Genomic DNA, 15,547 nt, shown 5'->3' on the forward strand with positions numbered 1-15,547 from the left:
TACTTACTTTACAATTAGTTGCTAAAAAGCCTACTAGCCCTAGTCATACCAATGCGGTTTGCCCTGATAGGGAAAGGTCTGTCGGACGGTTTTGTATAATTTTTCTTGAGCGAATTATCCCGGAATCGCATCCAGGCACCACTGACCCATCCGGACCGCTTAACCATCTCTACTTTCACAGTAGCTAGCTAGAGGTGGGGCTGTCTTCAGTCGTTTGGCTGATTAAACCTAGTTTTTGTACGTCTTCCAACACTGTTTAGTGAAATTCGTATATTTTATTTGAGTGATTAGTATAAGTATAACGGTAAGCAACCACTCTGAAGTAATCGGTCCCTTAAAAGTTGAGGAGTTCTGATAACCGCCGTTGAACTTTACTGATGTAGGGATCACCGATCAATAATTCTGATAAAGCGCGACGATAGTCTGCAGTCGCACAATTCCAATCTCCACAAAGATAATAGGTATATCCCCGTTCTCCATAAATTCTTCCTTTAAGGGGTTTTCCAATTACCAAGGAAAAATCAAAAGTTTCCAAGGCTAGATCGTGCCATTCCAATTCTCGTAAAGTAATTCCTTTATTAATCCATGCTCTTTGATTATAAGGATTTAAATCTAAGCATATTTGATAGTCTTCTAACGCCTTGACTAAGTTACCTAAATCAGCATTACAGTTACCTCGATTATTATAAGCTTTGTCGAGGTAAGGGTTAAGGATAATAGCTTGTTCAAAGTCTTCTATAGCCCTAAGAAAGTTCCCTTGTTTACAGTACATTAACCCTCGGTTATTGTAATCAATAGCACTGTTGGGATGACGATCAATCAATTGGTTAAGCAGAGTAATAGCTCCTCGATAGTCTTCTTGTTCAGCTTTTTCTCTGATATACGCCCGTAACCCTTGGTCTGAGATTTTCTGATGCTCTGTTGAACAACTTAGAACTAAAGAACGCCAATGATTCCCTTGAGTTTGTATTGATGGTTCAGATCTTCTTGAATTAGAGTTGTAAATTGTATTAATTTCCATGATTTACTCTCTTTATATATCTTAATATTCACCGTACCCGACAATTTTTCCGATAACTAATTGCATTGTGTCAATCTAATAACTGTCTTGAGTTAATAAATTAGCTTTTTTAGAAAATCTACAAACAATAAATATTAAATATTAAGCAAAAGCTTTCTTGTACAAAGCTATTAACTTTATAAAAACTTGCTTTAAAAAATTAAACTTTTTTAAAGCAAATCACAAGATACAGTCAGAATAATAATTCTGGAAGTTATTAGTCACCAATTTATCATATCTAGCCTGAAAGAGCCAATTTATTTTAAAGTGAAAGTCTTTATTAAGAACTATAATAGCTTGTTTTAAGGTTTTCTTAAGTTTTTTAAAAATTTTAGTTTATTCTGTATATTTACGGAGAATAGGAGATAAATAAAGAAAAAATTCTACACCATATAAGATGATGTTTGCTTTAGTCTTCATTCAATCATAGTATCATGACTAGCTTAGGAAGAAAAGTATTAGGATAAATATTGAATAATCGGATAATTTTCTACATATATTTTGAGTATATTTTACGTTCTTATTTAAGAAAAACTTAATTTTATCTCTAAAATAGAGATAAAATTAAGTTTTTTTATGTTTAGAAAAAAATATGTATTAAATAACTTTTGCATAAGTTTTATTTAATACATATTTTTATACGATGATTAGTTATTTTTCCTTGTCAAAATTTTCCGTAAAATTAGCATAAACTGGTCGGTTCAGATTATTTTGTTTATACAAATCAATTATTGTATCTTTTAAGAGATATAATGATTGATTTATTGAGAGTAAATTTAATAAAAAACAACTTTAATTATTAAAAATAATATCGATTACAATCAATATTTAACATATTTTTTTATTAATCAGAATTATTAAACAGTCACTATTCCCACTACACTAAAAAAGTGGGGTTGGCAAAATTATAATTCCATTGTCTATAAATCTTATAGATTTAGTTCAGACTATGTTACTGAGTATTTTTGTCTATTTTAGCTTAGGTTTTAATGCAAATGCGTATTAAGGCTGTTTTAACAGAAAAAATTAAGATAATTTTTTAAAAGTTAAGATAATTTTAAATTGTACTGAATCTATCTGTGAGAATCAATTCCTAATAATAGATAAATAATCTAGATAAAAACGATGTCTAGAAAATCTTGGTCCTCTCCAAATCTTCATTTACTTAAATCTCAAAATCACATCTATTTTTAATAAAATCTCAGAAATTAACACTTAAACAAAGTGTATTATCTTTATTAAATACATTTTTTATATAAAAAATGTATTTAATAAAGATAATAAATTAAAAAAATAATTTACAAATTTAAGGAATAAGATTTTGAAATAAAGGGGATGATAGAAATTCTGATTAATTGATAAACTACTTAAACAACTAACCTACCAATTAGTATTAAGACTATGTAGATAGAATAATCTGGAAAGGACTGAGACTAACTCACTGGATAGAAAAATAAAATTGTGTTGAAAAAATTGTGACTAAACAAAGAGGATGATTTTACTAAAAGACTCATCTACTCTTGTTAGAGTCCGAGACTAATATTTAGAAAGTAAGTGCTTTTTGAACAAGAAAGATTTACTTTTAAAGTTTTAAAAATCATAAAAAAGATATCCATAAGTCGAAGTATACGTATGATTATTTAAAAAAAATAGAGTTATATTAAGGATAATAAGAAGACAAGTTCAGAGGCCCATTTAACAATGATAAACTACTATGGTAAGCCAAAACTATGAATGCTCATATATATATGAATTTGTCAAATCACCAACTAAAAAAACTTTATATAGTTTAATTATAATAGTGAATACAAAATAAAAGTGAATATAAAATAGTTGAGTTTATCAATACTTGGTTTAAAAAAAGCTATACTAAAAAAGTAATGATAGGAATAAAATGGAATAATAATAGCAGATAATTTTGTAGAAAAAAATAGTAAGTTTTTTTAGGTAATTATTAGAAAATATTTTCCATATTATTCTCTATAATTAGATCCAGTATAGAGGTTAATAGATGCACCTTAAGTTAATGAGTATTTTAAAAAAATCTATAAAATGGAAAAATTCTTACTGAATCGTCATGATCTACTCAGTAAACTCAAAGAAATACAGAAGATTTAACTTAATATATTAAGTTAAATCTTCTGTATTTCTTCAGTAAAGTATGGCAATCGAGTTCAGTATCATGTCAAGTTTTACATTTGATAAAATTTTTTCTTTACTATATATATGGTTGATTGTATTGTCTGTTTGGTTATCTTCCGTCTGAAAAAGTACGGAACAATTTTAGTTAATTACGAAATCCTTAATTGCGACTAAATAGTTAAAGATTTTTCAACTTATAATAATGATGGTAGTCGGCATTGCTTCCTCTATTTCCTTCATCTCTTCTCCTCATTCCCTAACCACTCCTCGACAAACTCTAAAGAACTATTAACCAAAGTTAATAAAGGTCCAGTTTGTTCGGTTCCTTTTATGCTGAGATCGCTGTGACATAAAATAATTTTTTCTTCAGCGCGTCCCAACAAGTCCTTTAAAATCCTTCCTAGACGGGCTTTATCCGCTTTAAATTCATCTTCAGGAGTTAACATTTTTCTCGGGCATCCTCGTGCAAATAAAGGTGCACCAAACAACACTGATGCCCCTCCTTTCTCCCATAAGATTGAAGACGTGTCTAGCCAAAATTGCCAACGGTGGGAACTACGTAACGAACGGTATTGAAAAATCGTTGCCAATGTAACAAAACCAGGTGTTTTACCTAAATAACAAACGGGTTGAGGATTTGCTGTAATGGTTCCCCGACGCAACAATTGAATAAACTTAATTAGGGTTTCCCGCTGTGATGGAGGTGTGGCATTATGTTGACGCAAACGGCGATCAACTTCCCAAAAATGTTGGGCAGCTTCCATTAATTTCCGTAATGCTGCAATTTGCTCGTAAGGCATGTGACTCTTGATCTTCACAAAGCGTTTAATTGCTCGATCCAAGATAGTTACTGGAGTGGTCAATGGTTTCTCCTGTAACAGAGTTTTACTGTCGGTGATCCATTGACAAATTGCTCGATAAGCTTGGGTAGCACGATGTCCTAGACGATCCCAACGAGAAAAAGTTTCAATGGATAGTAATTTGGGGTATTCCGGATCGATATGGTAGCAATAATCTGCAATTAAGCCTGCTCTGACTGGATCGATTACCGGAACTAAAGTTTGAGTTTTATCTATGGTTTGTTGACTCAATACCGTTAACATTTGGGCGACATCATCAGTCAAAATTAGTCTTCCTACCCCTGGATATACCAACCCCAATAAGGATAATAAAGCACGGACTATCGAATAACTAATTAAAGGTCTTTGTTCATTTAGAGGTTGAATAGGAATTCCGGCGTTTGAAATAATTGAAATTAAAGTATAACGGGCAATTTCATCTAATCCCGGAGCGATAATAGCGATGTCTTCGGGAGTAGCTCGGTTAACTTTAATTGCTTCAATAATTAGTTGTGCAGTTTTACGGAATAATTCCGCACGGGAAATAGTTTGAATTGATGAAATATACCCAGGCAAATTAATGATTTCTGAGGGATCAGTGGCCAATTTAACTAGTAATTCCCCGCAGTCTGTAACTAGTCCTGAACGTGAAGGCAATACTTCTACCCGACAGCGAGAGGCTAATTTATATAGATATTGAGGATCAGCGTCGAGTCCTAAACGAACTTGTCCATCGTAATTGTACGTAAATACCCCAAATATTCCATTGTCAAGGAGAAAGTCGAATAAATTTTTAGTTATCGCCGGATAATCATCAACATCATCAGCAAAAACACCTTGGTAACGATTAATTAAATGTTGTTGATACCTGGGGTTAGGAAGAAGATATCGCCAATAAAGAGTATAGATTAATCCATAGGTAAGTAAACCTTTATCCAAACACCAATTATGCCATTTTAAAATCAACTTTCCTCTCAATTGCCAATCTAATTCTAAAGAAAGTTCCGGGTTATTTAAGGAATTATTATAGCGATCACCTTCGAGCAAACCCTGTTTTAAAATATAGGGGATATCTTCAATCGGAATACCACTAGCCCCTGTAAGATGTAATAAATCTAAGGTTTGACGGACAAAGCGGGACTCACTGGTTTCGGTTAGTCGAATCTTTGCTGGCTCTAAATGTGACCGCCATAGCTGGAGAGCTAATTCCTGTTCTGTTTCTGGACGCAATAGTAAGGGAAAATGAGCTTTCAAGGTTAATTCTTCAAATAGAAGTGGCCAAAAAAGGGTGACCTCCTTGGTAATAAATCCTAGAGGAGTTTTGCAGATAATGGGGTAACTGCCCTGAATAGATAGAGAAAGTCTGTCGGCAAGTTTTCGGCAATTGTCACTGTTTGCTGACAAAATTAGGAGTGAAGACGCTAAATTTTGAGGGACGAAATTAGGAACCGAAATTGTTTGAAGGGAATCATGTTTTTGGTTGAGCCAATGACAAAATTCCTTAGCAAGATGAGTTGTTTTCCCACTGCGGGTTATTCCTTCAATCCAAAGGGGTTGACTGTTCACGCAGACTCCTTGATCCGATTTGTTAACATAACATATACAATCTCCTTATTTTAAGACTGCAAGTTCCTATTCCCATGAAACTTAAATCCTTCATTCAAAATACCTCAGATTGGTTCTTAGCAATCCCTGAAAAATCATTAAGCAGCGCCTATAAATCTGCTTTGAAAATCAAAGAGATTGAAAATAAACATTTTGGAGGAAAAAAAGTATCTGTTGAAAATTCTAACTATGGAACAAGCATTCTTACTTATTTCGAAACAGAAGTTAATGGCTATTTACAAAAGATAAACACGGGATTAGCTTTTTTTAAAGCTAGCCGTTTTTTTTTAAAAATATCTGATTTACAAGATAAACAACCCCATTTAAGAGATCAACGAGATCACCAGGATCAAGAGACAAACACTTCTATTATTTTTGATAAGCTTGAGTTTATTGATGAAGTAACAAATCACTATCAAACTCCTAATCTTAATCCAGAAGTAGAGTCTGAGAATAAAAGACTAACTTCTGGAGAAAAAATAAACAAAAATCAGCTAAGTTCTACAAATAATGAAAACTTCAGTGAATTTAGAAATGCTTCCATTAGCCGGAAAAAAAATAATGACAATTCTAACTTAGCCTCTGCTTCAAAAAAGACTGGGGTACTTCCGAGATCTTTTATTAATACCCTCAACCGAATTAAACAGGAAATTGATCCTAAATCAGGAGAAACTGAAGAAGAGGTTTTAGTTAAGTACCGTAAATCTCGCTACCGAACTGCTTTATCAATTAAGTTTATTTTGTTGTTGATTATTGTTCCTTTACTTACCCATCAATTAACTAAAACTTTTTTTTTAACACCTATTGTTGAGAGATATTTTACAAGTCATGAACAAGTAATTTTTATTAATAGAGATTTAGAGGAAGAAGCATTAAGTGAATTACAACATTACGAAGAAACTTTAAGATTTAGGGGACTGATTGGATTAGGACCAGAATTTACCCCCGAAAAAATTAGGGAGGAAATTAAACATAAAGCCGAAGAAATAACCGATGAATATCGACATCATGGAATTGATTCTATTGCCAATATATTTGCAGATATTTTCTCTTTTGTCTCTTTTTTTGTAGTCATAGTAACTAGTAAAAAAGAAATAGAAGTGGTTAAATCTTTTCTTGATGAAATCCTTTATGGTTTAAGTGATCCAGCTAAAGCTTTTTTGATTATTCTCTTTACCGATATGTTTGTGGGGTTTCACTCTCCCCACGGATGGGAAGTAATTTTACAAGGAGTTTCTCGTCACTTTGGACTCCCAGAAAATCAAGAGTTTAATTTCCTATTTATTGCGACCTTTCCTGTAATATTAGATACGGTTTTGAAGTATTGGATCTTCCGTTATCTTAATCGTATATCACCTTCTGCGGTAGCGACTTATAAAAATATGAATGAATAGCAGCATTTCATGTTCTTATAGGATAGGTAGTTGTTTAAATGATGATTTAAACCAACTAAAAATAGAATATTTTCACTGGATAAATTAATAGGATATAGTGTTATTGCAATCGATGGTTAACTCGGTTAAAGTCGAGCTTAAAATATAATTAACAGGTAAAAATTCCCCAAAAAATAGGTTAAATTAACAGAACAATACTTTGAATTAGAGGAAAAACAATGACAATTGGTCAACTCGCCTTACTGATCGCCTTATTATTCCCTGGAATTTTATTGTCTGCCCTAGTGATGGGAAGTTTTGCAAAAGGAGGATAGGTCAGCTATCAGTCAGCAGTCATCTATTTAAAATACTTATGTCTGTTGACTGTTGACTGTCCACTGTTTACCTATTCGACTACAAAGAGTCTGTATTAGACAAGTTAGCTTCTAAGTTTTTTCGTTGTTCCATCTGTCCTAAAAAATAGCCTGTCATCATAGCGGAAGCTAAAAGATTAGCCAAACTTTCCCGATCTGTTGTTACTTGAATGTTAAAATCCTCAGAGGGAAGCATTCCCACTAGTCCTTGCACGTTTTGGGTGATGATCTGCCTGATTTCGGGGCTAGCAGATTGAGCTATACGAGCTAATGCCTCGGGGTGCTGTTGTCGTAGGTATTGGATGAGGGCGTTAGCGTCTTGTTCTCCTTGTTCAGAAGCAAAAAAATCAAAGTTGAATGCCATTAGAACTCCAAAAATGGGGGTCGCCTGTTTTTCAGGGTTACATGTTTTCTACTTTAACACTCTTAGTGATTCACGTCAGGGGGTCTAGAAGCTTAAATAATTGTCTATTTCTGGTTTTATGATTTGTCAATTGCCAGTACAATGGAGGACAGTCTATTAAGTCTGATTAAGGAGAAACACTGTGATTGAACCCTTACTGCTAGGTATTGTTTTAGGATTAATCCCCATCACCTTAGCCGGTTTATTTGTTGCGGCTTACTTACAATACAGACGCGGTAATAAATTTAGTCTTGATTAATTTAATTTAAATAATGTGTAAAAGCTCTTTAGAATAAGCTAAAGACAAAAGTGGGGGTCAACATCCGTTGACCCCCGTCGTCGATCATGGTGATACCTTATTTATTTCCTCAGTCTCATAATAATTGCCTTAAACTGCCCCAAAAACTAGCTTTTAAAGAGAGATTCCCTATCTCCTTGAGGATAGCTTGACGGCCTAGTTTAGGTAAGTTGATTAACTGAATCTTTAAATAATCTGATGGTTGATAGGGAAGTTGTTGCGCCCATTCAATTGCGGTAATTCCCTGAGGAACCTCTTGATATTCCCAATAAAGTTCGGGATATAACTTCTCGACCTCAAGAGGTTCTAGACGATATAAGTCTAAATGATACAATCGTAACCGTCCTCTGGTGTATTCGTTGATGAGGGTGAATGTAGGACTAACAATTGGTTCTGTTATGTTTAAACCCTTCCCAATTCCTTGTACTAGGGTAGTTTTTCCTACTCCTAAATTCCCTTCTAGTAGAATGACCGTTCGAGCTGGTAATAATTTTCCTAATTGCTCTCCTAGGCGCAGGGTTGCCTTTGTTGAGGGTAACTCAATAATCACTTTTAATTAAAATTACTTGCTACTATACCAACGTAACAAAACCTTAGCTAATCGCTGAGGGTCATGGCTAACTCTTCCGGTAATTTCGTCTTCGGTCATCACATTGCCTAAAATAATACGACATCCTAATTTAGCCACCTCTTCACGATCAGGAAAAACAGGATGACAGTTTTCTAGAGCATAACATTTTAACGCTTTCGGAGACGGAGGTCTACGTTGAATTAAAACCGCATCAAATAACCGTTGTTCACAAACGTAATCAATAGCTTTTAGGTGATCACTAACAGTATAGCCGTCAGTCTCCCCAGGTTGGGTCATAATATTACAGATATAGATCCGGGGAACCTTTGCTTCAATCAAAGCTTTTCTAATGTCCGGAACCAAAAGATTGGGGATTACACTTGTGTACAAACTCCCAGGCCCGATAATAATGTAATCTGCATCTTTAATAACATTTATAGCCGCTGGTAAGGCTAAAGGATGAGCAGGAATGCAGCCAATACGTTCAATTTTTCCCCTGGCTTCAGTAATATTAGATTCCCCTTCAATGAACCGTCCATCACTTAACTCTGCCCAGAGACGGACATCGTTAAGAGTAGCGGGTAAAACCTTACCTCGTATGGCTAAAACTTTAGAACTGGCTGCAATTGCCTGTTCCAAGTCTCCGGTAATGTCGGTTAAAGCCGTAAGAAACAAGTTACCAAAGCTATGCCCAGTGAGTCCATCCCCAGCCTGAAAACGATATTGAAACAATTCCGTTAAAAGTTTTTCTTCATCTGCCAAAGCAGCAACACAGTTGCGGATATCTCCTGGAGGAAGAACACCAATTTCCCGTCTAAGTCGTCCGGATGAGCCGCCATCGTCGGTTACGGTGACAATAGCAGTAATATTACTACTATATTGTTTAAGTCCTCTCAACAGAGTTGAAAGGCCAGTTCCTCCTCCAATAGTTACTATTTTCGGTCCTCGATTTCGACGACGGTGGGCTAGAAGACGATCAACAAGTTCTTTATTTCCTTCAGGATATAATGCTTCGGTAATTGATCCCACGGTACGACTTTGCCCCCATAACAGCAAAAATAGCCCTGAGAGAATTGCTAACGGACCAGAAATATAATTGGGAACATAAGTAGTCAGAAATTCTAGTAAGGCAGAGATTAACTCTAACAAGCGATACACTGGGGTTAACTTAAGAAAAACAGCTAACCCTAAGAAAGTTAAGATTAGACCAGTGGTACTGATAAGTAACCAGCGTTTGACCAAGAGGCCAGGAGATAACCATTTAAACCATCGATTTACCTGTTTAGGCGTATATTGACCAACAGCCGCCCATTTTCTTTGTTTTGACCGAAGTCTATGTATTACCTGTTTTAAATGGCTCTTGGGCATAGGATAATGACCAAATAAATCTTTTTTTCAGAATTGTTATTTTAGGCATTGTAACGGATGTCAATACTCAAAAGATATGCTTGTCAGTACAGATATGAGTGAACGGGTAAGGCTGGTGCAGACAAATTTTAGGTCGTTAACGATGGTTTACTAAGTTAAAATACTCACGTGTCTACTGAACTTTGAATAAAATCTAAGCAGTGGGATTAATAACTAAGTTCCTGAGTGACTAAATCAGATATTTTCAATTCTTTGGCAATATCAATTGCCAAAGAATTGGCTTAGCGAATTCGGGAACATGCTAAGGTAATTTGCGGGGATAGTTGCGTTTCATATAAAGATAATTACGGGTGAAATGGGAGTCTATAGAAAAGCGGGCATACTCTAATCCTTTGGGAGCAATTTTTTCTACAATTATCCTTATTAACTTTGCTGCCCACATGGACAGAGTAACTTCTTGATCATAGGCAAAAATACTTTTTTGTACTGTCTGTTTTCTATCCCCCTTAGCAATTAGGGCTTTAGTATCTAGTTAGTTTTTGAGTAACCCTAACATTTATTGTCCAGTTTCATTGCGAACGGTAATCCATTGCCAACCGAATCCCGCCCCCATATAGTCGACCACTAAATCGGCTAAAACATTAACATAATCAAAACAACTCATGCAGGAAGTAACAAAAACATCTTTCAGTTTATTGGTTTTTAAGCCCCAAAAATCTACTTTTTCAATTGACCCATCTTGGTGTTTAAAATAAATACAAAAGTACCGCATAAATTCATGATCAACAATGATTTTAGGAGATCTACTCGTGGTCTTAATGAACTTTCGTAATCCGTCACGGGTTACATTGCCAACACAAGTAGTCCCCAAAACATAAAGCTTTTCCAAAGACAATTTTCTTTGTACAGCTCGTAATGCTTGAATTTGACAACTAACTCCAATTACTAATAATAATTCTATTCCTGATTGTTGAATTTGTTCCAAAATGGAAAGATTTGGGGATAAGGTGAATTTATTCATCCTAGCGGCTAAAATTTCTTCTTTCGTCCTAGCAATCACAGGCATGAGTTGAAAATGGTCTTCTATGATATTCTGAACACAGACAACCCCCTCTACCCATCCTTGGGTTAACATTTCACTAGCAAACTAACAATACCCGTCCATTGTGCTCCCTCAATAGGCTGTTTTTTCCGCACTTCTGTCATACTTTGATAAACTCCAAAACACAGGTCATTTTCGTCATTTAAATTACGACTGCGACCATGAGCTATCTCTTCGAGTTTGCTGATTTGTCGATTAAGAAAGGCGCAAGCTTCTTTACCATGGTGGACGTAGTGAGTATCGCATAATCCACGCTCACTACAGAGTTCTTTGTCCGGACGGTTACTTCTTAGTTTGAGAGCTTTGGCTTTACTTTGGGGAGTAATGGACATATGGAGAGTGATGGACAAACATAGATTAGAAGTGTGAAGAAATCTCACAAATGATTGTTTAGTGTACGGTAAAAATAATTATCAACGGCGATAGTTTTTGAAGGAATGTAACGAGATTTGTGATGAGATTTGACATTTGACTGATTCTAAACATACTGTACAATCAAAGTTTTTACTCGAGAATCTTTCACCATAAGTTTTTTAACCATTTATCAAAACGTAATTTTTAAAACTTTGTAACAGGATGTTGTCCTCACTTCTCCTTTAATTAACTTAAATAAAGAGTGTAAACTCTAGAAGAGATAATATTATTATGATCTTGTTTACTATTTACCTATTCTTATCTTTGATTTATTTTCAGTTCATTATATAATAAAGCTCTTGACATAAGTCTAGTTCATAAAATAAGTCAACAAGAAAAGTTATGGCATTTTCAGTTACTTTCAAAAAAGAGCAATATTTAACCTATACTCTCTCAGACTCTGAAGCTATCTCTCAAATAACAGTTGTTCCTGAACGAGGAGGTATTATTCTCCTTTGGAAAATTCAAGGTCAAGATATTCTCTACTTAGATAAGGAACGGTTTTCCAAACCTGAAATGAGTATTCGTGGTGGAGTTCCTGTTCTCTTTCCTATCTGCGGAAATATTCATAATAATACCTATACTTATCTCAATAGAACTTACATTCTTAAACAACATGGGTTTGCTCGGGATTTACCCTGGAAAGTAACTCAACAAGGAACAGATGACTGTGCTAGTTTAACCGTAACCCTGAAAAGTAATGAACAAACCCGCCTAGTTTACCCTTTTGAGTTTCAATTAGATTTTACCTACGAACTTAAGGGTAACTCTTTAATTATTCGTCAAAAATATGCTAATAAATCTGAGAAAAAAATGCCTTTTTCTTTTGGTTTTCATCCTTATTATTATGTTCCTAATAAAAGCAAAGTTTTCTTCGATATCCCCTCTTCAGAATATCAAGATCAAACAACCAAAAAAACTTTTTCTTATGACGGAACCTTTGACTTTGACCAAAACGAAATCGATGTGGGGTTTCATTCTTTGAGTCGTTCTTTAGCTACTATGACTGATTATCACCGAAAGTTAAAATTAGTTCTCAGTTGGTCAGATATCTATTCTACCTTTGTCTTTTGGACTCTTAAAGGAAAGGATTATGTATGTCTTGAACCTTGGACAGCACCCCGTAATGCCTTGAATACAGGCAATAACCTAACGGAACTTGACCCTGGGGCAACCTGCGAGGCAATGTTTGAGATGAGTGTCAAATCAATTTAAGTATTTTTTAAAAGTTACAACTTCCTAGTGTATTCTAAATCTAACTTTATTAATCCCCTAGAGGTTTTTAGGCAAGTTCTTCAATGGGGCTTGCACTTCTTTAAAATCGATGTTATCATTTGCCACAGTGTGTAAAAAACACAGCGGGTCGCTAGCTCAGCGGTAGAGCACTCGGCTTTTAACCGATTGGTCTTGGGTTCGAATCCCAGGCGACCCATTGGTGATGCGATGAAAAAAAATATTTGTCAGCTGTGACAGGTGTTCATTTCAGAAACCAGTTAAATGTCAATATGATTAAGTTGACATAGTTGTGTTTATGTATCAACAGAGTCAAGACACTTGATACCATAGCTAAACTTATGATCTGTTTAGCTGAAGTCGGTCATAGTTGTGGTTATGCAGTTTGTCTATCTTCTTTAGCTGTTACTATTCAAACCTTAAATTTTAGTGCTTTATTAATTATAATTACTACTGCCCCTCACTGGTCACTAGAATCTTACATTACAAAAGATTTTATTTATGGAATAACAACTATATATCTGACTAGAAACAAATTAATAATTTCTAAGTTATTTAAAGTTTCAAATGTTTATATATTCAATCAAACCCATCATGTAAAACTAATACTTTAAGAGGAGGTAACAGAGAACAGATTTTAACTTTTTTATCTAATGTATTCCACCCTATATAGTTTTCTACATCTTCCTGCTATATCGGCCGAAATTAAGATAGCACTTTTTTTTCTTTAGATCAAACCGTACATCGACTTTCTGGAATATTTTTAGTGAAGAGACAGTATTTTTCTGTAATATCCGAACCTTTTTACTAAATTTTTAAGTCTTTAAAATAATTAATATACGACATCTTTTTGATCTTTTCCCTTATACTATTTTATGTTCCAGATTTATAACTATCAGTCTACCATACACAAGTTTGGTAAAACCAATTTATATCTAAAAATAACCTATGCCTAATTCTGTTTTACCTCCTGCACATCATACCAGTATTTTAATTTGGATAAAGAAGAATCTTTTTAGTACTTGGTATAACATCCTTCTCACTTTCATTAGTATTCTTTTTTTATACTGGACTAGTTCAAGTTTAATTCATTGGTCTTTCAACCAAGCACAATGGGAAGTTGTTGAAGCAAACTTGCGGTTATTTTTTGTAGGAAGATATCCCATTAATTTATTGTGGCGCACTTGGTTAAGTCTGGGAATAATTATTACTTTAGCTGGGTTTTCCTGGGGAATTATATACTGCAAAATTAAACTGTTTAATATAACTACTATTAGTTTACTTTCTCTGTTAGCAGTGTTTTTTTCTCTATTAGCTATTCCTGTAGGTACTCAATCTAGCTTATTACTTCTAGGACTACTAATTTTATCAATTATCAGTAGTTGGGAGGGACAAAAATTAGGACAAGAACTTCCCACTCTAAAAACTTGGTTAGGATTAATTTGGGTATCAACCTTTTTTGTTGTTCTCTGGGTAATTCAGGGAGGACTATTTTTTCAAACTGTTAGGCTGGATGACTTAAGTGGATTAATTCTAACTCTGTTAACCGCTATTGTAAGTATTACATTATCTTTTCCTTTTGGAGTTTTATTGGCCTTGGGACGACAAAGTGATTTACCTGTAATTCGATGGTTATCTATTGCTTATATCGAAATAATTCGCGGTTTACCCTTAATTGGTATTCTCTTCATGGCTCAGGTTATGTTACCTTTGGTTTTGCCTATAGAAGTACGTCTTGATCGGGTGATTCGAGCGATTGCAGGGTTAACGTTGTTTAGTTCGGCTTATTTAGCAGAAAATGTTCGAGGAGGATTACAATCAGTTCCCAAAGGACAAATAGAAGCAGCCAAAGCATTAGGATTTAATACAATCTTTATATCGATATTAATTGTCTTACCTCAAGCATTGAAAGCTGTTATTCCTACTATTGTTGGTCAATTTATTAGTTTATTTAAGGATACTTCTTTATTAGCTATTGTCGGATTAGTCGATTTATTAGGAATCTCTCAATCAATTCTAGCGAACCCTAAGTTTATTGGTCGTTATGCAGAAGTTTATTTATTTATTGCTGTAATTTATTGGGTATTCTGTTATTTGATGTCCTTAACAAGTCGTCGGTTGGAACAAAAACTAAGTACAAGTAAAACTTAGATTTAGTCATCCAAAATCAAAACTACGAATCTCCTGCTAAGCATCGTCAATTTGACGGGAGATTCGTAGTTTTGATTACTGCACTACCTCCCTAATTAAAGTATTTGACGTGCATGAGAATGCTGCTTCACATTATCTTCTTTCCGTACAATATTAACCTCATTAAGAACTCGCTTTCTTTCTAATGAATAGTTAAAATCATCTCTAGAAGTTCCTTCAGGAATATGAGCTCTTACTTCCGTTCGTGTCTTATAAGTTCGTACTGTTGCTACGACTCTTTCAGCAAAATTAAAACAAAATTTGGCGTTATCAGGAAAATCTGAGGGTTTATGTAATACTTCTTTTTCTATTTCTATAACTTCCCCTACCGATCTTGCACAAGCTAATTGATAGGAAGTAGGAATACCCTTCAAAATAGTTTCTAATGCGGCAGAAGGAATAGGTTCTATCACCTGAATTTCAAAAAATTCTCCATCTTCTTTCAAATAACATGTTGCTAGGCCAAAAACACAGTAATCATCTGTTGAAATATCAGGTGCGTTAGGAAGTAAGGTTACAATTGCCATAAACGCGAGGTAAAATTCTGTAATAAAGAGTAACTCAAACAATCCTAT

At 34.4% G+C, this 15,547-nt stretch carries 11 protein-coding genes, 1 tRNA gene and 1 pseudogene; 5 read left to right on the plus strand and 8 right to left on the minus strand.

Translation table 11 applies throughout. The annotated features are described in order from the left end of the window. Positions 1-14 precede the first annotated feature (14 nt). The 3 genes from RGRSB_RS10090 to RGRSB_RS05465 all read right to left on the minus strand — a co-directional run bounded on the left by RGRSB_RS10090 (position 15) and on the right by RGRSB_RS05465 (position 5,607). A complete protein-coding gene (locus RGRSB_RS10090; protein ID WP_172582045.1) occupies positions 15-167 on the minus strand; it encodes a hypothetical protein in 153 nt (50 codons plus the stop codon). Positions 168-334: 167 nt separating this feature from the next. Next, on the minus strand, positions 335-1,021 hold the full coding sequence (locus RGRSB_RS05460; RefSeq protein WP_119260173.1) for a tetratricopeptide repeat protein: 687 nt from the start codon (positions 1,019-1,021) through the stop codon (positions 335-337). Between the two features lie 2,417 nt (positions 1,022-3,438). Beyond that, complete coding sequence (locus RGRSB_RS05465; protein ID WP_119260174.1) at positions 3,439-5,607, minus strand: recombinase family protein; 2,169 nt, start codon at positions 5,605-5,607, stop codon at positions 3,439-3,441. 74 nt (positions 5,608-5,681) lie between these two features. Between RGRSB_RS05465 and RGRSB_RS05470 the strand changes: the two genes are divergently transcribed. Next, complete coding sequence (locus RGRSB_RS05470) at positions 5,682-7,040, plus strand: proton extrusion protein PcxA (protein ID WP_119260175.1); 1,359 nt, start codon at positions 5,682-5,684, stop codon at positions 7,038-7,040. Positions 7,041-7,433: 393 nt separating this feature from the next. Here RGRSB_RS05470 and RGRSB_RS05475 read toward each other — a convergent pair whose 3' ends face one another. Beyond that, entirely contained in the window at positions 7,434-7,757 is a 324-nt protein-coding gene (locus tag RGRSB_RS05475; RefSeq protein ID WP_119260176.1) for a DUF760 domain-containing protein, read from the minus strand. A gap of 181 nt (positions 7,758-7,938) precedes the next feature. Here RGRSB_RS05475 and petG point away from each other — a divergent pair, with 181 nt between their 5' ends. Then, a complete protein-coding gene (petG, locus tag RGRSB_RS05480; protein ID WP_119260177.1) occupies positions 7,939-8,055 on the plus strand; it encodes a cytochrome b6-f complex subunit V in 117 nt (38 codons plus the stop codon). Positions 8,056-8,170: 115 nt separating this feature from the next. On the opposite strand, the gene tsaE is transcribed toward petG, so the two are convergent. The 3 genes and pseudogenes from tsaE to RGRSB_RS05495 all read right to left on the minus strand — a co-directional run bounded on the left by tsaE (position 8,171) and on the right by RGRSB_RS05495 (position 11,467). Next, entirely contained in the window at positions 8,171-8,644 is a 474-nt protein-coding gene (gene tsaE, locus RGRSB_RS05485) for a tRNA (adenosine(37)-N6)-threonylcarbamoyltransferase complex ATPase subunit type 1 TsaE (RefSeq protein WP_119260178.1), read from the minus strand. A gap of 12 nt (positions 8,645-8,656) precedes the next feature. Further along, positions 8,657-10,033 carry a gluconeogenesis factor YvcK family protein gene (locus tag RGRSB_RS05490; RefSeq protein WP_119260179.1) on the minus strand — a complete coding sequence of 459 codons (1,377 nt, stop codon included), beginning with the start codon at positions 10,031-10,033 and terminating at the stop codon, positions 8,657-8,659. Positions 10,034-10,334: 301 nt separating this feature from the next. Then, positions 10,335-11,467: pseudogene (locus RGRSB_RS05495) on the minus strand (Coenzyme F420 hydrogenase/dehydrogenase, beta subunit C-terminal domain). A gap of 424 nt (positions 11,468-11,891) precedes the next feature. On the opposite strand from RGRSB_RS05495, the gene RGRSB_RS05500 reads away from it, so the two are divergent. From RGRSB_RS05500 to RGRSB_RS05510, 3 genes are all read left to right on the plus strand, one after another. Then, positions 11,892-12,764, plus strand: a complete 873-nt coding sequence (locus tag RGRSB_RS05500) for an aldose epimerase family protein (RefSeq protein WP_119260180.1) — start codon at positions 11,892-11,894, stop codon at positions 12,762-12,764. Between the two features lie 145 nt (positions 12,765-12,909). Further along, positions 12,910-12,981, plus strand: a tRNA-Lys gene (locus tag RGRSB_RS05505). A 749-nt stretch (positions 12,982-13,730) separates the two neighbouring features. After that, entirely contained in the window at positions 13,731-14,933 is a 1,203-nt protein-coding gene (locus RGRSB_RS05510) for an amino acid ABC transporter permease (protein ID WP_119260181.1), read from the plus strand. Positions 14,934-15,028: 95 nt separating this feature from the next. Here RGRSB_RS05510 and RGRSB_RS05515 read toward each other — a convergent pair whose 3' ends face one another. After that, positions 15,029-15,499: a hypothetical protein gene (locus RGRSB_RS05515; protein WP_119260182.1), complete on the minus strand. Its 471-nt coding sequence runs from the start codon at positions 15,497-15,499 to the stop codon at positions 15,029-15,031. Between the last annotated feature and the right edge of the window lie 48 nt (positions 15,500-15,547).

The organism is cyanobacterium endosymbiont of Rhopalodia gibberula, from assembly GCF_003574135.1.
Taxonomy (GTDB): domain Bacteria; phylum Cyanobacteriota; class Cyanobacteriia; order Cyanobacteriales; family Microcystaceae; genus Rippkaea.